This window comes from Brevibacterium sp. CCUG 69071 (assembly GCF_021023135.1).
Taxonomy (GTDB): Bacteria; Actinomycetota; Actinomycetes; order Actinomycetales; family Brevibacteriaceae; genus Brevibacterium.
Window position 1 is genome coordinate 355726 of record NZ_PGFV01000002.1, and the last position, 19498, is coordinate 375223.

General features: G+C 65.1%; 18 protein-coding genes. 6 read left to right on the forward strand and 12 right to left on the reverse strand.

Annotation, left to right across the window (positions count from 1 at the left end):
• A complete protein-coding gene (locus tag CV023_RS06880) occupies positions 1 to 468 on the reverse strand; it encodes an SRPBCC family protein (RefSeq protein WP_230744732.1) in 468 nt (155 codons plus the stop codon).
• Positions 469 to 520: 52 nt separating this feature from the next.
• Positions 521 to 1480 carry a class A beta-lactamase gene (gene bla / locus CV023_RS06885; protein WP_230744733.1) on the reverse strand — a complete coding sequence of 320 codons (960 nt, stop codon included), beginning with the start codon at positions 1478 to 1480 and terminating at the stop codon, positions 521 to 523.
• Between the two features lie 139 nt (positions 1481 to 1619).
• Between bla and CV023_RS06890 the strand changes: the two genes are divergently transcribed.
• Positions 1620 to 2540 (forward strand): LysR family transcriptional regulator, encoded by a 921-nt coding sequence (locus CV023_RS06890; RefSeq protein WP_230744734.1) that lies wholly within the window; start codon positions 1620 to 1622, stop codon positions 2538 to 2540.
• 5 nt (positions 2541 to 2545) lie between these two features.
• Positions 2546 to 3445 carry a serine hydrolase gene (locus CV023_RS06895; RefSeq protein ID WP_230744735.1) on the forward strand — a complete coding sequence of 300 codons (900 nt, stop codon included), beginning with the start codon at positions 2546 to 2548 and terminating at the stop codon, positions 3443 to 3445.
• Between the two features lie 104 nt (positions 3446 to 3549).
• On the opposite strand, the gene CV023_RS06900 is transcribed toward CV023_RS06895, so the two are convergent.
• The 3 genes from CV023_RS06900 to CV023_RS06910 are packed head-to-tail and all read right to left on the reverse strand — an operon-like array spanning position 3550 to position 6124.
• On the reverse strand, positions 3550 to 4386 hold the full coding sequence (locus CV023_RS06900) for a MetQ/NlpA family ABC transporter substrate-binding protein (RefSeq protein WP_230744736.1): 837 nt from the start codon (positions 4384 to 4386) through the stop codon (positions 3550 to 3552).
• 47 nt (positions 4387 to 4433) lie between these two features.
• Complete coding sequence (locus CV023_RS06905) at positions 4434 to 5108, reverse strand: methionine ABC transporter permease (protein ID WP_230744737.1); 675 nt, start codon at positions 5106 to 5108, stop codon at positions 4434 to 4436.
• Positions 5108 to 6124, reverse strand: a complete 1017-nt coding sequence (locus tag CV023_RS06910) for a methionine ABC transporter ATP-binding protein (protein ID WP_230744738.1) — start codon at positions 6122 to 6124, stop codon at positions 5108 to 5110. The genes CV023_RS06905 and CV023_RS06910 overlap by 1 nt, the downstream gene beginning before the upstream one ends.
• A gap of 473 nt (positions 6125 to 6597) precedes the next feature.
• Here CV023_RS06910 and CV023_RS06915 point away from each other — a divergent pair, with 473 nt between their 5' ends.
• Genes CV023_RS06915 through CV023_RS06930 form a run of 4 tightly spaced genes read left to right on the forward strand, consistent with a single transcriptional unit; the run spans position 6598 to position 10237 of the window.
• Positions 6598 to 7671 carry a glycosyltransferase gene (locus CV023_RS06915; protein WP_230744739.1) on the forward strand — a complete coding sequence of 358 codons (1074 nt, stop codon included), beginning with the start codon at positions 6598 to 6600 and terminating at the stop codon, positions 7669 to 7671.
• Entirely contained in the window at positions 7668 to 9332 is a 1665-nt protein-coding gene (locus CV023_RS06920; RefSeq protein ID WP_230744740.1) for a hypothetical protein, read from the forward strand. Before CV023_RS06915 ends, CV023_RS06920 begins: the two co-directional genes overlap by 4 nt.
• Positions 9333 to 9354: 22 nt before the next feature.
• Positions 9355 to 9867: a GtrA family protein gene (locus tag CV023_RS06925; protein ID WP_230744741.1), complete on the forward strand. Its 513-nt coding sequence runs from the start codon at positions 9355 to 9357 to the stop codon at positions 9865 to 9867.
• 7 nt (positions 9868 to 9874) lie between these two features.
• Positions 9875 to 10237: an iron chaperone gene (locus CV023_RS06930; protein WP_230744742.1), complete on the forward strand. Its 363-nt coding sequence runs from the start codon at positions 9875 to 9877 to the stop codon at positions 10235 to 10237.
• A gap of 40 nt (positions 10238 to 10277) precedes the next feature.
• On the opposite strand, the gene CV023_RS06935 is transcribed toward CV023_RS06930, so the two are convergent.
• The 7 genes from CV023_RS06935 to CV023_RS06965 all read right to left on the reverse strand — a co-directional run bounded on the left by CV023_RS06935 (position 10278) and on the right by CV023_RS06965 (position 19446).
• A complete protein-coding gene (locus tag CV023_RS06935) occupies positions 10278 to 11567 on the reverse strand; it encodes a DUF6716 putative glycosyltransferase (protein WP_230744743.1) in 1290 nt (429 codons plus the stop codon).
• 55 nt (positions 11568 to 11622) lie between these two features.
• The gene (locus tag CV023_RS06940) at positions 11623 to 12615 is read right to left on the reverse strand and encodes a hypothetical protein (RefSeq protein WP_230744744.1); all 993 of its coding nucleotides are present in this window, start codon (positions 12613 to 12615) and stop codon (positions 11623 to 11625) included.
• Positions 12615 to 14045, reverse strand: coding sequence for an alpha-2,8-polysialyltransferase family protein (locus CV023_RS06945; RefSeq protein WP_230744745.1), 1431 nt, complete (start codon positions 14043 to 14045; stop codon positions 12615 to 12617). The genes CV023_RS06940 and CV023_RS06945 overlap by 1 nt, the downstream gene beginning before the upstream one ends.
• On the reverse strand, positions 14042 to 15037 hold the full coding sequence (locus tag CV023_RS06950) for a glycosyltransferase family 2 protein (RefSeq protein WP_230744746.1): 996 nt from the start codon (positions 15035 to 15037) through the stop codon (positions 14042 to 14044). Before CV023_RS06950 ends, CV023_RS06945 begins: the two co-directional genes overlap by 4 nt.
• Positions 15038 to 15252: 215 nt before the next feature.
• Entirely contained in the window at positions 15253 to 16140 is an 888-nt protein-coding gene (locus CV023_RS06955) for an N-acetylneuraminate synthase family protein (RefSeq protein ID WP_230744747.1), read from the reverse strand.
• Entirely contained in the window at positions 16137 to 17510 is a 1374-nt protein-coding gene (locus CV023_RS06960) for an acylneuraminate cytidylyltransferase (RefSeq protein ID WP_230744748.1), read from the reverse strand. The genes CV023_RS06955 and CV023_RS06960 overlap by 4 nt, the downstream gene beginning before the upstream one ends.
• A 148-nt stretch (positions 17511 to 17658) precedes the next feature.
• The gene (locus CV023_RS06965) at positions 17659 to 19446 is read right to left on the reverse strand and encodes a dolichyl-phosphate-mannose--protein mannosyltransferase (RefSeq protein ID WP_230744749.1); all 1788 of its coding nucleotides are present in this window, start codon (positions 19444 to 19446) and stop codon (positions 17659 to 17661) included.
• Between the last annotated feature and the right edge of the window lie 52 nt (positions 19447 to 19498).

Below are 19498 nucleotides of genomic sequence, written 5' to 3' on the forward strand. Positions count from 1 at the left end.
CTACGCGTTCTCGATGACCTGCTTGATCGCCTTGAGGGTTCGGGGGATGCCGTCCCTCGCGGCCGCGGTTCGCTCGGCAATCTGCTCTGCTGCCTGGGGTCCGTACTTCTCGGCGAAGAACGCCTGGCCCTCCGGCAGGAACTCCCACGATTCGGTGAGCAGCGTGCCGCCTTCGGCTTCCTCCACGCTGTAGGTCCAGTGGACCCGGCCGGGGCCTACGCTCCATCCGAAGGCGCGACCTTCATCGGCGATGACGACTTGACTGCGGGTCTGCCATTCGCGATCAGGGGTCACGTTCCGTCCGGTGAACCAGGCGCCGACCCGCGGACCGTCGCCCTCGTCCCACCAGCACTCCCGGCAGATCGGTGACCATTCGCCGGTTCGGGTCACGTCCGCAACGGTCGCGTAGACGACAGCGGGATCGGAGTCGATGAGGATGGAATCGGCAAGGGTGAGGGATTCGGTCATGCATGTCACTCTACCGACCCGGATCGGTGAAATGAGCGCTCGTCCACGTCCGTCACGTGAACCCGTCGAGCACCGCCCGCGCGGTCTCCTCGATGAGGGCGGCGTCGGATTCGACGGCCGGATCGTTGTTCTCGGTGAGGATCGCGATGACGATCGGATCTCTCTGCGGCGGGAAGACGAAGGCCACGTCGCTGCGGAGAGCATCGGCATGACCGGACTTGTCCGCAACCTTCCACCCTTCGGGGGCACCTGCAGTGATGAGGTCCTTTCCGGAGGCGTTCCCGCTCATCCAGTCGATGAGGGACTCACGATTCTCATCCGAGAGGTTCTCCGGCTCGAGCAGCGCCGCGAGGTTGCCCGTGAACGCTGCCGGGGTCGTCGTATTCCGGGAATCGCCCTCTTTGACGACGTTGATCTCGGGTTCGTAGTCGGCCACCTCGGTGGTGGTATCTCCCCGGTCCTCAAGTGCGGAGTCGAATCCCTTCGGACCGCCGAGGTGGTCGAAGACGATATTGGTCGCAGCATTGTCGCTGTCCCTGACGGCTGCCTCTGCCAGGTCACGCAGAGGCAGACCCTCCTCGAGGTGCTCGCTCGTCACCGGGGTATGCCCGGCCTTCTCCACGTCCTCCTTCGTCCACGTCACATGCTCGTCCAGCTGCTCGGGCGTCGAGGAGGCCAGGAGTTCGGCGACGGCCAATGACTTGATGGATGACGCGAAGCCGAAACGTTCATTCTCCCGATGCTGCACCGTGGTCCCATCGCTGGTGTCGAGTGCGTGCACGCCGACACGGGCATCGTGGGCGTCTTCGATCTCCTTGAGCTCGGATTCGATCGCTGCATGGTCCGCAGCCCTCGTCGGGGATGCCTGCGCCGAGGTTGTCGCAGGTGGAGTCGAGGGGTGAGACGGGGAATCGGCTTCGGGCTCGTTCCCAGTTGGTGAGCAGGCGGCCAGGGTGACGAGCGAGAGGGACAGCGCGGCCGCGCTGATCGAACGAGAGATTCGTGGAGTCATCGACATTCCTTCTGCGAGACGGTGGGGCTGACATCGGTCGAGCGGACTGCTTCGACAGTAACCACTCTTCCTCCCCAAACCGATGCAGTCGAAGACGGATCAGAGCTTTTCCATATCAAAGACGTATATCATTCCGGGAATGGACCTCATCGAAGCCTGCCGCACTTTCACCGCGGTCAGCGAGCTGGGCAGCATGACGCTGGGCGCGGCAGCCTCAGGGATCCCGCAGCCGGTGGCCAGCAGGCGGATCGCGGGCCTCGAGGAGCAGTTCGGGGCGCGGCTGTTCGATCGGACCGGCCGAGGGGTGAGCCTGACGCCCTTCGGGCAGGACATGCTCGCCTCGGCGAAGCGCCTGGTCGACCTGGCCGATGCGATGATGCTCGACGCAGACAGGGCCAGGCTGCGGCCGGTCTCACTCGCGGTGCCGACCTCATGCACGACTCGGGACCTTGCCGTGCTGACCGCCTCGGTGATCTCGGCAGGTGTGCACATCGACATCCATTCCGCGCCGCCGCACAGGCGCACCGAAGATCTGTCGAGCCGTCGGATCAGGGCCGCTTTGCACACGGTTCCCGAATCGGAGGGAACCTGGAGAGTCGACTTGGGATGTGCCCACCGGGCGCCGCTGCCGGGCCCCGTGCGTCTGTCTGCATTGCGCCGATCGAGGTCGCCGGTCTCAGGACGCGGGCCGCAGCTGTCGGGGATGCGGCTGAGGCTTCTCATCGAAGACGATGTGCCGCATGTGCGTGATCGCATCCGTCGCGCGGCCGAGGTCGCCGGCCTGCTTCCTTCTCAGGTGGTGACCGACTCGTCGGATCCCGCCGCCGTCGCTGCGGTCCTCGGTGATGGGGACCTGCTGCTGTGCAGCTCTGTCGAAGCGGAGAACCTGGGCCTTCACTGGAGTCCTCTCATCGAACCGACCATCGCCAGGGGCTACTCGCTTGCCGCCACCTCGGGAGATGACGTGAGCGTCCTCGGCCGGTTCAGTGACGAGATCGCCGACTGTCTCGGCGGCGTCCGGGCTGTCGCCTCGGAGGGCGGGGAGCGGGAGATTGGGTGAACGGCATGAATGATGAGGCGCGAGTCATCCATGACATCAATGCGGAATTGGCTTCGGCAGGGCTGAACGCAAACATCGTCGTCCGCGACCTGGACAGCAGGCGAGAGATCTCCACCTCCACCGATGCCGCAATGCCCATCGCCTCCGTGGTGAAGATTCCGATCGCTCTGGCCCTGCTCACCCGCATCAGCGAAGGAGACCTGGACGGGTCTCAGCCGATCACGATCGAACCGGAGCGATTCGACACCGCCGGCCAGACTGGAACGAGCCGGTTCCACCACCCGGCGCAGATCGCTCTCGACGACCTCGTGATGCTCTCGGTGTGCTTCAGCGACAACACGGCCACGGATGCTCTCCTCGACATCGTCGCCCCTGCTGAGATCCAATCCGACCTTGACCGGCTGGGTGTGCGCGGCATCCACATCAGGCACCACCTCGGAGGCCTGCTGCAGACTCCGCTGGAGAGTCTGCCGGAGTCCGAGGCGCATCTCGCCTACGATCTCGCCAGGAGCAGTCCGAGCCCGGGAGCCGGACACCGAATCTGGCAGCTCGACGTCTCCCGGGCCAATGTCGGCACCGCCGCAGGCCTGACCGATCTGCTGCAGGAGATCTGGCGCCCGAGCCGGATCGACCCTGCGGTCGCCTCCCGATTGCGGTCGCTGATGGCGGGCAACATCATCAGGCACAGGCTCGCTCCGGACTTCGCCTCCGATGCGACGACCTGGTCGTCGAAGACGGGGACTCTGCTGAACCTGCGTCACGAGATCGGGGTGATCGATCACGCCGACGGGCAGTCCATCGCGGTCACCGCGCTCAGTGAATCGAGCAATCCTGCCTCGGCACAGCCGGCGGCAGAGGCGGCACTCGGCGCGGCGGCCAGGGCGCTGCACAATCTGCTCCGATAGCGGCCAGCGACCGCTGGCGTCGGCTAGATTCTCCCCAAACTACCCGACGGCGGCCCAGCACCCTCGCGCGAGGGTGCTGGGCCGCCGTCGGGTAGTAAGTGGGATCAGAAGCTCGGCAGGACCGATCCGTCGGACCACTTGTCTTCGATGAACTTCTTCACTTCGGGGGAGTGAAGGAGCTCGTCGAGCTTCTTGATGTTCTCGTCGTCTTTGTTCGCGGTGCGAGCGGCGAGGAAGTTGCCGTAGGGGTTGTCCTCGGCCTTCTCCAGCAGGATGCCGTCCTTGGCCGGGCTCAGCCCCGCCTCGAGGGCGTTGTTGCCGTTGATCACCGAGGCGTCGACGTCCTCGAGGGTGCGGGCCAGCTGGGCGGCGTCGGCCTCGACGAACTCGACGTTCTTCGGGTTGTCCTCGACGTCGGAGAGCTTCGCGTCGACCGCGTCGACACCGTCCTTGAGGGTGATGAGCTTCGCGCCCTCGAGCATCTTCAGCGCCCGGCCCTGGTTGGAGGGGTCGTTGTTGATGCCGATCTTCGCGTTCTTCGGGATGTCTTTGACATCCTTGATGTCCTTCGAGAACAGCGCGAAGGGCTCGAGGTTGATGGGTTCGAAGCCGGTGATCTCGTATCCCTGGCCCTCGACCTCGGAATCGAGGTAGGGCTTGTGTTGGAAGTAGTTCGCGTCGATGTCACCGTCGTTGAGTGCCTTGTTCGGCAGCGTGTAGTCCGTGTACTCCTTGACCTCGATGTCGAGGCCGGCGTCCTCGGCGAGGTTCTCCTGCACGAAGTTGAGGATGTCGCCCTGCGGGACCGGGGTCGCGCCGACGGTGAGCTTCGTGACGTCGCCGTCCTTCTCACCGACGGAATCGGTGCCGCCGCCGACGAGGCCGCAGCCCGAGAGCAGCAGGGTCGCGCTCGCGGCGATGGCGATGAGCTTGGTCTTCATGGTTCTCCTTGATTTCAGTGATGCGTGAGTGTGGTGAGTTCGGTGGTTCAGCGGTGGTCGACCGCGCGGGCGATGCGGTCTCCGATGAACTGGATGAGGGTGACGATGAGGACGAGGACGATGATGCACGCGATCATCGTGTCCGCCTGGTACCGCTGGTAGCCGTAGGAGATCGCCAGCGCGCCGAGTCCGCCGCCGCCCACGGCACCGGCCATGGCCGTGTAGGACACCAGAGTCACCGAGGTGACCGTTGCGGCCCCGATGAGACCGGGCTTGGCCTCGGGGACGTAGACCTGACGGACGACCTGTCCGTTCGAGGCTCCCATCATCAGTGCCGCTTCGACCTTGCCTTCCGAGACTTCACGCAGGGAGTTCTCGACGAGGCGGGCGTAGAAGGGGATCGCGCCGATGGTCAGGGACACCACGGTCGCCTGCCAGCCGAGCGCTGATCCCACGACGAAACGCGCGAAGGGAATGAGCGCGATGATGAGGATGATGAAGGGGATCGAGCGGGTGATGTCGACGATGATCGACAGCACTCGGTAGACGACGGCATTCGAGTTCAGTCCGCCCCTCGAGGCGGTGAACAGCCAGATCCCCAGGGGCAGGCCGAACAGCACGGCGAGGCCGGTCGACCAGGCGGTCATCAGCAGGGTTTCGATGGCTGCGGGCAGCATCTGCTGCGTGATGGCGGGGTTGTCGAACCACATCGGATCGTTCATCAGGCTGCCTCCTCCGCATAGATGCCGGCGGCTTTCAGAGCAGTGATGAGCTCCTTCGACTCCGCGGCCGTGGCCAGAGTGAAGCGAATCCGACCGACCTGCCTGCCCTCGATCGTCTCGACGGCTCCGGCGAGGATCGCTTCGGCGCCGACGCCGACGGATTGGGCGCTCGTGAGGACCTTCGGCAAGGTGGTGCCGGCCAGAGCAACCTCGACGAGGTGGTTGGTCCGGTTACCGGCAGCACCGTCGACGGCTTCGGTGTCCTCGGCCGGTGCCCTGTCGTCGAGACTGATGGGCGGAAGGGGGACGAGATCTTTGGCCAGGTCCGATCCCGGCTCGGAGATCACCTCGGCGAGTTTCCCGGTCTTGGCCACGCGACCATCGGCGAGCAGCGTCACGGAGTCGCAGATCTCACGGATGACGGACATCTCGTGGGTGATGATGAGGACGGTGATGCCGAGGCGATCGCGCAGCGAGCGGATGAGGCCGAGGATCTGATCCGTCGTGGACGAATCCAGCGCCGAGGTGGGCTCATCGCAGAGCAGGACCTTGGGTTCGGCGGCCAGTGCCCGGGCGATGCCCACGCGCTGTTTCTGACCGCCCGAGAGCTGGGCGGGGTAGTTGTCGACGCGGTCGCCGAGGCCGACGATCTCGAGGAGTTCGCGGGCCTTGGCCAGGCGTTCGGCCTTGGAGACGCCGGCGATCTGCAGCGGATGGGCGACGTTCTTCAGAGCGGTGCGCGAGTCGAGGAGGTTGACGTGCTGGAAGACCATCCCGATGCTGCGGCGAGCCTCCCGCAGTCCCGATCCGGACTGATCGGTGAGATCGACGCCGTCGATGGCGACCGTGCCCGAGGTGGGGCGTTCAAGCCCCGTCAGGCAGCGGATGAGAGTGGATTTCCCGGCGCCGGAGCGGCCGACGATGCCGTGGATCTCTCCGGCAGGGACCGAGAGGTCGATCTGCTCCAGGGCGACGGTGCCTCCGAACACTTTGCGCAGGCCGCGCAGTTCGATCACAGGGGTCTCCTCGTCTGTCAGGTGGGCCGGGGCACGGTGGTGCACGGCGGAATGAGGCGGGTGTCATCGGGTGTCGATGCACCGCCTCCGCGGGTCAGGAACCCGAACACGGCGGGCAGGAGGTCTACGGCCCAGTAATGCCGACGATTCAGCATGCCAAGACATTCACGCGGCGCACAGAGGAAATGTCATAAATGGACATGTGCGGGCTGTTTCGTGACGAAGGACTCACCTGGAGAGAGCGGCTGGCGCGGCGGATCCGGGGGAGACGGGTCGAGCGGGTCGGACGGAAGTGAAGTGACGGGAGAGTGAATTCCGCCGGAAGGGACAGCATATACAGCGAGCAATTCGCCCTGTCTTTACTCGGATTTCATCTCTGCCGCGTATGCGTTGATGGATAGGGCTCACGGGCCACCGGCTTCCAACTTCCGGCAGGTTTCCCTGCGGCCGGGTGACAACGATGGGAACACTGCATGCTCGAGGACACCACCAGAATCGCGGCGATCGTTCCCTGTCACAACGAGGAGATCACCGTCGAGAAGGTGGTCTCCGACCTCAAGGCCGCCGTGCCGGGCATCACCGTCTACGTCTACGACAACTGCTCGAGCGATCGGACCTCGGAGCGGGCAGCGGCGGCCGGGGCGATCGTCCGGAAGGAGAACACCCCGGGCAAGGGCAATGTCGTCCGCCGCGCCTTCGCCGACATCGAGGCCGATATCTACGTGATGATCGACGGCGACGACACCTACGAGGCGGCTCACCTGCCCGAGATGATCGACACCCTGGTCTCCGGCCCCTATGACCACGTCCTCGGTGTGCGCCAGGACAACCAGGAGACCACCTCGTATCGGCCCGGGCACGAAGCCGGAAACAGGATGTTCAACCAGCTCACCGGGTGGCTGTTCCGCTCGCAGGTCTCCGACATGCTCTCGGGCTACCGCGTGTTCTCCCGCCGCTTCGTCAAATCGTTCCCCGCGATCAGCCGTCGGTTCGAGATCGAGACGGAACTGACCGTCCACACCATGTTCCTACGTCTGCCCACCGCCGAGGTGCCCATCGACTTCCGCGACCGTCCCGACGGCAGCGAGTCCAAGCTCTCGACCTTCGAGGACGGCTTCCGCATCCTCGGCCTCATCTCCGCACTCGTCAGGCACGAGCGGCCGAGGCTGTTCTACGGCTCGCTCACCCTCATCTTCGCCGCTCTGTCCATGGTCTTCGGCATCCCGGTGATCTGGGAGTTCTGGCAGACCGGCCTCGTGCCGCGCTTCCCGACCGCGATCCTCGCCGCCGCACTCATGGGGCTGGCTTTCCTGCTCGGCAGCGTCGGCCTGACGCTGGACGGACTGCGTCGAGCCAGGCGTGAGACCTCCAGGCTGTCGTATCTGGGACTGCCCGCGGTCGATGTCCGAAGCGTCGGTGCTCGTGTTGCGGACGAAATGGATTCGCGCCCGAATGAGATGACGAGGAACGCATCTTCCGGTGCCGAGGGCATGCCCCGATCCAAGCCTCAGAGGCCCCGAGGAGCGCGGACGCCGATCGCCTCATGACGGAACCGAAGCTCCGGGGCGCACGGGTTCGACCGCTACTCGGTTCGACAGTTTCGAACGGTTCGACGATCCACCGCACCGTCACCTCGGCGTGGGCGTGGGACGGAGTCCTGGCGCTGCTGACGCTGATCTGGTCATACGGGTTCATCCGCCTCTTCTTCCCCGGACGGGTAAACGTCGACATCGGCAACCAGTACCGGCAGGCGCTGGGCGAGGTCCCGGTCACTGATTGGCACCCACCGGTGATGAGCGCGGTCTGGCGAGTGCTCATCGATGTCACCGGCCAGGCCGGCAGCCTCCTGGTCCTTCAAGTAGGAATGCTCGCACTCGCCGCGTGGCTGGTCGGGGTGCTCATCCATCGCATCGGAGCTCCCCGCTGGGTCTCTCTGTTGGGCCCGGCGATCATGGCGACCCCGTGGATGCTGTCGCAGATGACCACCCTGTGGAAGGACACGCAGATGGGGGTGGCGATGCTGTTGGCCGTTCTCCTGCTCGTCTTCGCCCGGTTCGCACCCCGCCCATGGATGATCTGGGCTCCGTGGATCGTGGCGATCTTTCTGCTCGTCTATGCCCTCGGTCTGCGGAAGAACGCGTTGTTCGCGATCGTCCCGATCGCGGTCTACTTCGGATTCTGCCTCGTTCGTCGATTTCGGCGCCGAGGTGATTCGCCGCGCAGGGCCGTGCTTGCCACGGCGGGAGTCTCTGTATTGGTGCTTGCTCTCCTCGGAGGAGGCGTCAAAGCCACGGATGCCGCCATCTCGTCGGTCGTGGAGGTGCAACCCACCGGCCAGATCTCACAGATCTTCCTCGATGACGTGATGTTCTCCGTCCCCGAAGCCGAACTGCAGGTCTCGGACGCCCCCGAGGAACTCAAGGACCACATCAGCTCGGCCCGCGACAAGTGCCTGGAGATGGGCGAGATCTGGGACGCCTACTGGAACTGCTACGGCCGAGGTGAGACCGGGAAGGCGTTCAGCCCGATTGCCTATCAGGACGAGCTGAAGGATCTGTGGCTGAGCGAGGTGGTCACCCACCCCGTGCGGTATGCGGAGTATCGTGCCGCCGTATTCTCCTATTACTTCTTCTCCTCCAAGCTCGAATACTGGGAGGCGGATTGGAACGGAGACGCAACGAAGGTGGGGTATGGACATAGCAGCGTCAAGGCCGACTACATCTTCAAGCCCTATGTCGAGGATTTCGCGCTGGGCACCTTCCCGATGCTGTTCAAACCCTGGTTCTGGACGCTGCTGGCGGCCCTCCTGCTGGGACTCGGTCTGTGGACCCGGCGGAAGGGCGGACCCGCGGCGAGCGAGCCCGCGCGGCGGCGCGCTCGGGACTCCGCCGCGAGCGACCGGGCCGAAGTCGCTGCGGATCGCACCTCGGGCGGGAGGACCCTGTGGCCCGAGGTCACGATGTTGGCCACCTCGGCGCTGTGCTACATCTTCGGATACTTCCCGATCGTGCCCGCCAACCATTTCCGCTACACGTTCTGGCCCGCGCTCGCCGTGACCGTCGCGACTGTTCTCGTAGTGGCGATGTGGCGGTCGGGTCGGCTGCGCGGTGGTCGACCGACCGCGACCGTCGGGGAAAGATCGGGGCGGGCAGGTCGACCGGCCGTGGCCACGCCGCCGACGCGCGCGTCCAGCGAGTCCGAAACCTAGCCGATTAGACTCAGGTACTGTAATGAAAGAGTCATTCTCGGCCCGGATGAGGCGTCTCGCGGCGGAAGCGTTCAAATTCCTCACTGTCGGTGGTCTCGGCTATATCGTCGACGTGGGTCTCTCCAACGTCCTCGCCTGGGGACTCGGCCCGATCCCCGCCCTGCTCGAGGGCAGCCCGATCAAAGCGAAGATCATCTCCACCATCATCTCGATGATCGTCGTCTGGCTCGGCAACAAGCTCTGGACCTATGGGGATCGGACGACCGATTCGAACCTGCGCGGGATCCTGCTGTTCGTCGCGGTCAACCTGGCAGGCATGATCATCACCGTCATCCCCTTGGGCGTGACCTGGTATCTGCTCGACATGCGCGACCAGCTCACCTACAACATCTCGACGAACATCATCGGCATCGGCCTGGCCATGATCTTCCGCTTCTATGCCTACCGCACCTGGGTCTTCAAGGATGCAATCCCCGCCGCCGAGGTGGTCGTGGAGATGGATGAGACGAGCACCGTTCCCGACGACCGGAAATGAGGCCGGAATGAGCGAGAAGGCGAAAACCGTTGATGAGTATCTTGAGGGCGTGGACCCGCAGTTCAGGGCGGAGCTCGAACGGATCCGCACGCTCGTGACCGAACTCGTCCCCAGCGTCGAAGAGACGATGAGCTACCGCATGCCGACCCTGAAGTACAAAGGCCGCGCCTTGGTGTACTTCACGGCCTCGAAGAAGCACATGAGCCTGTTCCCCTCGTCGTGGGCGATCGAAGAGTTCGCAGACCGGCTGGGGGACTACTCGACCACCGAGCACGCGATCCGGTTCACGTTGGAGAAGCCGCTGCCCACCGACCTGATCGAAGACCTGGTCCGCTTCCACGCACATCAGATCGACGCAGACCGGCACTGATCGAACCACGACGATCTCATCCGCGGCATCGAGTCGAACCTCAGCGACCGGTCCTGATCTTCCGGTAGGCACGGATGACCGGGGTGGGTGCCATCGTGCGCAGCTCGGCGCGGATGAGCAGACGCTTCTGCTTCCACACGGCGCTGCGGCGATTCGGCAGCTGATTCGCCCGCGCCCGGGTCGCCAGCAGTCCCAGATGACGGCGCAGACCACCGTCGGCGACGTGGAAATAGTTCGCGGCCAACCACTCAGGGCTCGGGAATCCGATCGACCCGGCGGCCACCTCGGCGAGGGTGCCGGTGGCACCGGAATCGGCGAAGGCCTCATTGAGCAGCGTTCGGTCGAAGCCGAAGTCGGAGACGAGCAAGGTGGGAATCCCACGGTCGAAGGCTTCCAGGGCCGCCGTCGACGAGACCGTGACCAGAGCCGAGCCGGGGATGAGGAATTCGTCGAGGGGGCCGTAGCCGAGTTCGATCCGGTCGGCTCCGGGAACGCCGCGGCTGCGAAGGGTCTCGAGGAGCTCGAAGTACGAATGCTGCTCGTGGTGGGTCTCGAACTCGCCGGGGCGGGAACGCAGCTTGACGATCGCCGTCGAATCATGGTGGCGATGAGCGAACTCGGCGAGGGCGGCGAGAATCGACTCACGGTCGGCCGCTGACTCGGGCACCTTGGCCTGAGGCGCGAACACGAGAGTGCGGGGCACCTGGGCAGAGGCCGAGGAATCGCTTTCGCGCGGAATCTCTGCGGGCGCGTCCGCGGGAGTGTCTGCAGGTTGGGGGATTCCGGTCGAACGGAGCATCGGCAGCCGGGCCAGAAACACCTCGCAGGGCACCTGCGCCAGTTCGCTCGCCTCCGTGTAGGCGGCCACCTCGGCGTGGGAATGGGCGATGAAGGCGTCCATGAGGCGACGGTAGTTCATTCCCTTGCCGCTGGCCGGCAGGCCCATCCCGGGCAGCCCGGAGACCAGCGCCGGGCGATTCTCGAGCAGGTGCGCGGTGAGAAAGAGCTGGGCGACGATCGGCCCGGTCGCCGCGCCGAGCACGATGTCGGCGCGATGATCGGCGATCGTCTCGGCAAGGTCGGCGCGAGTCACGACGGGGATCTTGCGCCCCGCCCAGGAAGTGCCGGCCACGGCATGGCGGATCTGCTCCTCGGTGGGCAGGATCGGATTGTCGATGAGGCAGACATGAGCCTCGACGTTCGGCAGGCTGCTGAGCAGCTGCGTCGCCCATTTGAGGTAGGACTCGGAATCGGAGACCGAGACGATGCGGATGATGCCGTCCTCGCTCGCCGGCGCAACGGCGGAGGAGGCTGCCGGCTCTGCCGGCACGGATGGGGCAGGCGCGGCCTCTGTCGGTAAGGCCTCTGCCGGCACGGATGGTGGTTCAGGAGTCGACATCTGCCTTGACCGTCTGGGCGTTGAGGGACTTACGCAGACTATCGGGTGAGGACCCGGTCCACCACTTCGCGGGGATCTCGGTGACGGCGATCGTGACGTCAGGGTTGAGCGTGGCCAGGGACACCGCCGCGGTGCTCGGCAGGCTGCGGATCGTCGAGTCCGAGGGCAGGTTGATCAGTCGCAGCTCGATGGGCAGACCGACGTGTTTGATCCGGATCCGTTCGTCTCGGGCGAGTTCGGCAAGGAATTCGTCGGTCTCACGCCGGTGCGGGTAGTAGGTGATCGGGCCCTCGGCGGCGAGTTTGTCGAGCCAGGACCGGTAGGCGTCTTCGTGGATGAGTCCGTCGGCGGCCAAAGCCGAGCCGATGACGGGATTGTCCCGAGGATGACTGCCGCCGGTGGGCAGGGTCTGCAGATGGGTGAACTTGTGGCGGGTGATCTCCGCACCGGTCTTGAGGAAGGCCTTGCGCATGGTCTTGGACACCGGCAGCGCCGTATGCCAGCGCAGCCTGCCCGCCGGTGCCAGACCGCGCAGCCGATCGGCGACATGAGCGGCCATCACCGCGCGAGATGCCTTGAGCTTCTGTCGGGGTCGGACCAGCGTCCCGCGCTTGGCGGTGAGGATTTCGATCGTCGAATACGTGGCCAGGCCGTCGTCGAGGATGACGACCTCGGGCATCCGGCGCTCGAGGTAGGCCAGGGACAGTGCCTTGTGGACCTGGCCCGAGCAGGCGTCGCCGATGTAGATCCGATCGGGAGGGGACTTGCGCAGAATCCCCGGCTTCGCCCCCTCGCGTTCGAGGCGGACGCGCTTCGGCAGCCATGCGGTGTCGAAGGCGTCGAGGAAGGAAGTCATCCCCTTGGCGTTCGCACGCGCCCGGATGAGGAGGTCCTCGTCGGGTTCGTGAGCCTCGAGTGCGGAGAGGAACTGCAGGGGCGATTCGACGAAAGCGATGGATGTGAGTCTCCGTTTGCCCATCAACGGCTTTGGACCCTCTTCACAAACCGCTTCTGTTTCCTCACGATCGCTTTGACGGCGAGCGCACCTGACTGTCTGAGCATTCTGCGAGGGGCAAACACCTGGGCGTTGCCGCCCGGCAGGCCGAGACTGCTCAGCCTCCTGCGTTTGAAATAGCGTCGGAATCGATCTTCGGCGCCGACTGCGAACACATTCTCGAGGAATTCGGTGGCTTCCTCCCGCAGATCATGGGACAGATTCGGCGCCATGCAGTAGGTGACGGCGCTGATCAGTCTGGCAAGCTCGGGTGGGGGAGATGCCGAAGGATCGGGCTCTTGGCCATCACAGAGCTCCGAGATGATCGTCAGGGGGATCCGGTTGCTGTTCTGGTACGGAGTGATCGCCTCCAGGAGCATGTTCGTGCCGATCGCCACGGCCGGAACTCCGTAGATCTCGCGCGCCGTCATCAGTGCGGTGGAGAATCCGCCGAGGACGAGCGCGGGACGGAACCGATCGACGATCACCTCGGCCAGCAGGGGCTCATCGAGAATCTGCAGGGAGATGCCTGCCTCCTCGGCGGCGACGAACAGCGGGTCGAGCTGCGAGGGAGGAGCCGCCGGATGGGGTTTGAACACGACGGTGCGCAGCCCTCGTTTTTCTGCTTCCCGGATCATCATCACATGAAGGCCGGTCTCATCCTCATCACTGATCAGGCCAAGTGCCGACAGGTACTGACCGACGATCAGTGCCCAATCCCCTTCGCGGGCGGTTTCACCGAGGGCTGATGTGAGCGCCTCCTCCATGTGTTCACCGATTTCGGCGACCACTGCGCGGAAGGCGTCAAGGCTCAGCGGCCGGTGCACGATGCCGTATTCGGCGAGCAGTCTGGGTTCGCTGCCCGGGACCAGCGGGAGGAAGTGCAGAGTCGACATCCGCTGACCATTGGTGAGTGGGATGTGGCTGCGGGTCGGTCCGTAGGTCATCAGTCCATCGGCATGCACCCGGATCGCTGCGCGATTGAACACCCGCCCCAGGGCGATGGCGGGATTGACCTGGGGCGACTCGAGGATCAGCTCGACGTCCGAATCTCCGAGCTGCCAGGCGCTGCGCAGATAGGCCTCGACGACGGGAACATCGGTCTGGTCCGGTCGCCATGACGATGGATGAACATGCAGAGGTGCGAGTGTCTCATTGAGATCGATGACACGATCGAAGCGACTCAGGAGGGATTGTGCGGCAGGAGCGTCGATGAACGAGCCGGACAGCTCCATGACGATGGCATTGTTGCTGACAAGCAGCAGTCGCTCATCCGGCCCGGGTGTGCCCGCAGGAGCGTTGCCGTCGGTGCCGACCAGGGCGGGGGCTGCCGGATTGTCGTATTCGCCTTCGTCGATTCCCGCGGCCAAGCAGACCAATTCGAAGAACGTTGAGGCCAGGAAGATCTGTTTCACTTCATCATCTCCGCAATGAGGCTCGGTGCCACGTTGAGGTAGCTGCTCACATTGAGCTGACGGGCGGATTTCTGCAGAACGAACTCCTCGCGCAGGAGCTCGGGTGGGATCTTGGCGGAGATGGTTCGCGAACCACGACGCAGCTGGGACCGCAGTGCTCCAGGTGAGGCAGCGAAGCGAGTGATCTGGTGATCGAGAATGGCCAGCCAGTTTCTGATCGCCTTCGGCCAGAACTCCTCGGCTTGATCGTCGGCGGCCACGAGATCGAAGATCTGGCCGAAAGCGCGGATGAAGTCCAACTGTCGGGCGTCGACGATTCGTGAAAGCGAGTTCGTCAGTCCCCGTCGGTAGAGGATCCCTGGGGCGTCGACGACGGCGAAGGACTGAGCCTGGAGGTGCAGACGCCAGATCCAGGAGCGGTCTTCGGCCGTCATGAAGTTCTCCGGGAATTTGAGGATTCCTGCATCGAGGACACGGCGGTGGAAGATCCCGGCCCAGGCATAGGGGTAGTCGACCATCGTCGGTTCGTGTATCGGGAGGATGCCCGCTCGCGGATCCAACGCAATGTTGCGCACCGACATCGGAGCGAATTTGCGAACGCGTTTCGTCCCCTCGACAGTCGTGTGATCGCAGCGGATGAAATCGACGTCGAGCCTGTGTGCCGAGTCGAGCAAAGTCGGGAGGTGGTCGGGGGCCAACCAGTCGTCGCCATCAAGGAACACGATGTGTTCACCCTCAGCGATGTCGAGGCCCTGATTCCTCGCGTTGGCCAATCCAGTGGCTTCCGGGTTGGTCAGAACGTCGAAGCGGGGAAAAGACGTCGAGACCTGCTCGAGGACGTGCGGAGTCTCGTCCGTTGATCCGTCATTGATGAAGATCAACTGGGCACTGTCCCGGATATCGCCCTGCTTCTGCAGCGAACTGAACAGTGTGTTCAGATACGGTGCACCGTTCTTAGCGGGGATGACGATGCTCAAATCGACGGTCGACACAAGGTCCTTTCACGGTGGTGGAAACTCCAAGGCGTCAATCTAGCGTCTTTTGGAGAATAGAAGTTGGCCTGCAGGTGAACACGCAGCTTCGGAATCCGACCGCTCAGCACCTCGGCGGGCGCGTGCTCAGCACTCTGGCGGGCGTGCGAACGGCCCCGTCGCGGGAAGAGCGGCGGGGCCGTGCAGAGATCAGGCAGATCAGGGTCTCGGTTCGCTCAGACGGTGACCTTGCGGAGCGAATCGATCTTCGACTCCTCGCCCGGCATGACGCGCTTGTCACCGTCGCCGAAGGCGGTCTCGAGGACGCGCACGCCCTTGACCAACGAGGCGAACTCGCGCGGCTCCATCGAGGCCGACTGGTCCGAACCCCACATCGAGGAGTCCAGCGTGATGTGGCGTTCGATGGTCACGGCACCCAGGGCGGCGGCGGCGAAGGAGATCTCGAGGCCCAGCTCGTGACCGGAGTAGCCGACGGGCACGCCGTAGCGCTCACGCATGGCGGGAATGGCCTTGAGGTTGACCTCTTCGGGCGGCAGCGGGTAGGTGGAGGTGGCGTGCATGAGCACGAGCTTGTCGCGGTCGAAGACCTCGACGGCCTTGTCCAGCGTCGTCCAGTCGGACATGCCCGACGAGCAGAGCACGGGCTTGCCGGTGGCGGCGATCGCGCGCAGCAGCTCGAAGTCGGTCAGCGAAGCCGAGGCGACCTTGTAGGTCAGGGCGTCGAACTCGTTCTCGAGGAAGTCCACCGAGTCGGTGTCCCACGGAGAGGCGAACCACTGCAGGCCGAGTTCCTTGGCGTAGCGGTCGATCTCCGCGTATTCGTCCTTGCCGAACTCGACGCGCCACTTGTAGTCGAGGTAGGTCATCTCACCCCACGGGGTGTCGCGCATCTTCGACTTCTGGTGTTCGGGAACGGCCACATCGGGGTTGCGCTTCTGGAACTTCACGGCCTGGGCACCGGCGGTGACGGCGACATCCATGAGCTGCTTCGCGATCTCGACGTCGCCGTTGTGGTTGATGCCGATCTCACCGATCATGTACACGGGCTGGTTCGGGCCGACGAGCTGATTGCCGATGGCCACGGGGGCGAGTTGATCAGTCATGAAACCTGCTTTCGATTGGTACGCGAGGTGTCCGCGCGGTTCGTGAGCAACGGCTGTTGCTGCTGGATGGATGGCTGGTTGATGTCTGCCGGTGCTTCGGTCGAATGCCGTGATGAGACGTTGACCGAGGCGAGTGCGGGGCCCGAGGCGAAGCCGGATGCTTCATCGGGGACGGGGATGAGGTCGCAGACCTCGCGGACCGCTCCGCGGCCGCCGGGCCGGTCGAGGACCACACGAGCCGCTGCGAGCACCTTGGGATGGGCGTCCGCGACTGCGATGGGCCAGCCGACGACATCGAAGGCTTCGAGGTCGTTGATGTCGTTGCCGACATAGGCCACACGGGCCGGATCGAGACCGTTCTCTTCGATCCACGAACTGAGGATCATCGATTTATTGTCGATGCCCTGGGTTACGTCGACATGAAGTTTCTCTGCCCTGCGGGTGACGACTGGATTGCGTTCTTTCGACAGGATCATCACAGGAACCCCGGCCTTCACCAGTCGGGAGACGCCCATACCGTCGCCGCGGTGGACGCGCACCTGCTCATTGCCGTCCTCATCGACGTAGGCGCCGTCATCGGTGTGGACGCCGTCGAAGTCGGTGACGAGTGCGTCGACGTCGATGACCTGCGCGGTCTCCTGTGTCGAGGCGATCGCCCTGACCAGTGTCAGGTCCGACATGTCGTCGATCTCGCGGGCATGCTCGGGCGGGACCTCCTCGATGCCGATGCGGCCGAAGAAGCGGTGCTCGTGCTCGAGCAGGCCGTCGGTGCGCATGACGTAGAACGCCCCGGTCTCGTTGAAGTGCTTGGCCCGGTCCTGTCGGCGGGGACGGAAGCTCGCTTCGTGACCGACGGCCACGGCCTGCTCGCCGTCATCGAGGCGCCACAGGAACGAGTGGTCCTCTACGGCGGAGAACACGACATCGGCCTCCCCGCTGCGCACCGTGCGCACGGCATTGTCGATCGAGGCGGAGTCGATGAACGGGGAGGTGCACTGCATGAAGACGGTGGTGTCGAAATCCTCGCCGAGGCTGCCCAGCGTGTGGATGAGAGCCGATTCGCTGGTCGCGGTGTCCCCGGCGATCTCCGCGGGACGGTCGGCCACCTCGGCGCCGGCCCGGATCGCTTCCGCGGCGATGCCTGCGTGGTCGGTCGAGACGACCACCCGGTCGATGCTCGGGGTCGCCTTGGCGGCATTGATCGCCCGAGCCAACAGCGAGATTCCGGCGACCTTCTGCAGGTTCTTCAGGGGGATCCCCTTGGATCCGCCGCGGGCTGGGATGATGGCCACCGCCCGGTGCGGGCGTCCCGCGGCCTCGGATGCGGTGGGAGCTGCCGGCCCGGAAGCGGCCGGCGCTGGGGGAGTCATCGTAGAAAGGTCGTTCACAATGACACGACGTTAACGAGGCGGCGTTACCTCAAGGTGAATACGCCGTGTCGCCGAGGCGACCGAGCGGTGGCGGGGATGTGTCGGTTTCGTGTGCGAGAGCTCGGGAAGCGGTGCGTGGGAGCTGCACTCAGCGCCAGGTGACGTTCCACATCCGGTCGTTCCAGGCCTCGAAGGGGATGATCTCGCCGGTGTAGATCGGCCAGAAGTAGGCGAAGGCGAGGACCGCGGCGGCGAGGATGAGACCGACGGTCATCCGCCGTGCCAGCAGCGGCCACGAGGGTCGGGCGCCGGGACTCCGACCCCACAGTAGGGTCAGGCAGTAGGTGAGCGCGAGGACGACGAAGGGGACCATGACGATCGTGTAGAAGGTGAAGATCGTGCGTTCCTGGTAGGCGAACCACGGCAGCCAGGTGGCGGCGAGCCCGGCGAGGATGACGGCCGGGCGGACGTCGCGGCGGGTGATCCAGACGATCAGGCAGGCGAGGATCGCCAGCGGGGCGAGTCCCCAGATGACGGGGTTGCCCACCGAGGTGATCGCCGAGGAGCACCGCTCCGCCACGCAGCCCATGCTGTCGTTGTCGTAGGACTCGTAGTAGAAGGAGGTGGGCCGCCATTGCACGATCCAGCCCCAGGGGTTCGACATATAGGGGTGTTCCGAGTCGAGGCCGACGTGGAAGGAATACGCGGTGTAGTGGTAGTGCGCCAGCGAGGGCAGCCACTGCAGCCAGTCGGGCAGCGCCTGCCACCATCCGGGATTCTCGGCCGCCCACTGCCGGTCCCAGGCATCATCGGACCGGATCCACCCGGTCCACGCGACGAGGTAGGTGAGCAGCGCGACGGGCACGAGCTTGAGGAACGAGGGAATGCTGTCGCGGACGAGTGTGCCCAGCCAGGGATGGACGGCACCGGCCCGGTAGCGCGAATGCACGTCCCAGGCGACGACGAGGATGCCGAACGCCGCCAGGGCATAGAGCCCCGACCACTTCACACCCATGGCCAGCCCGATGCTGATGCCCGCTGCGATGAGCCAGGGACGCGCGCCGAGGCGGGGCCCGAAGTTCGCCAGATCTCTCCGTCCGGTGCGACCTCGGTCCCGGGGGCGGGAGCCGTCGGCGACGTCGGCGGTCTCGGGTGGGGGAGCCGCCTCGGCGGCCAATCTCTTCGTCACGTGCTCGCGGTCGAGGACGATGAAGAAGAAGGCGAGGAGGACGAAGCCCATGAGCACGATGTCGAGCAGGCTCGTGCGGGAGTGGACGAAGTGCTCGCCGTCGACGGCGAGCAGGCCCGCGGCCACACAGGCGAAGAAGGCGGAGCGGAAGAGCTTCCAGGCGATGACGCCGATGAGGAAGATCGTCAGGGTGCCGATGATCGCCACGGAGAAGCGCCAGCCGAAGGAGTCGTCGGCGCCGAAGAGGTGGATGCCGGCGCCGATGATCCACTTGCCCAGCGGCGGGTGGACGACGTATTCGGGATCGGGTTCGATGACGCTGGGGTCGCCGGTGTTGAAGGAGTCGTCGGCGTCCTCGGGCCAGGCGCGTTCGTAGCCGAAGGTGAAGACCGAGTAGCCGTCCTTGACGTAGTAGGTCTCGTCGAAGATCATTCGGTGCGGGAAGTCGAGCCGGAAGAGTCGCAGACCGCCGCCGATCGCGGTGATGATGAGCAGCGCCGGCCACATCCAGAGCGGGGCTCGGGTGGCCCACATGCCGGCCGTGAAGGTGCGGCGGCGCATGGCGGCCGCGTGGACTCGGACCGTTTCGCGTTTGGTCTCCAGACGCTCACGGGCCAGGCGTCGGCCCGGCGCCGAGGCGGTGGGAGCTGTCTGGGTAGGCGCGGCCACCGTCTGGGCGGGGTCGGCCGACGTGTGGGCGGGGTCGGTCGACCGCCTCGGCGCCTGGGGATCTTCGGGTTGACTCATTGCGTTCAAGTTTAAGGTCCGCCGCGGTGCTCGCCCTCAACCGACGCACAGG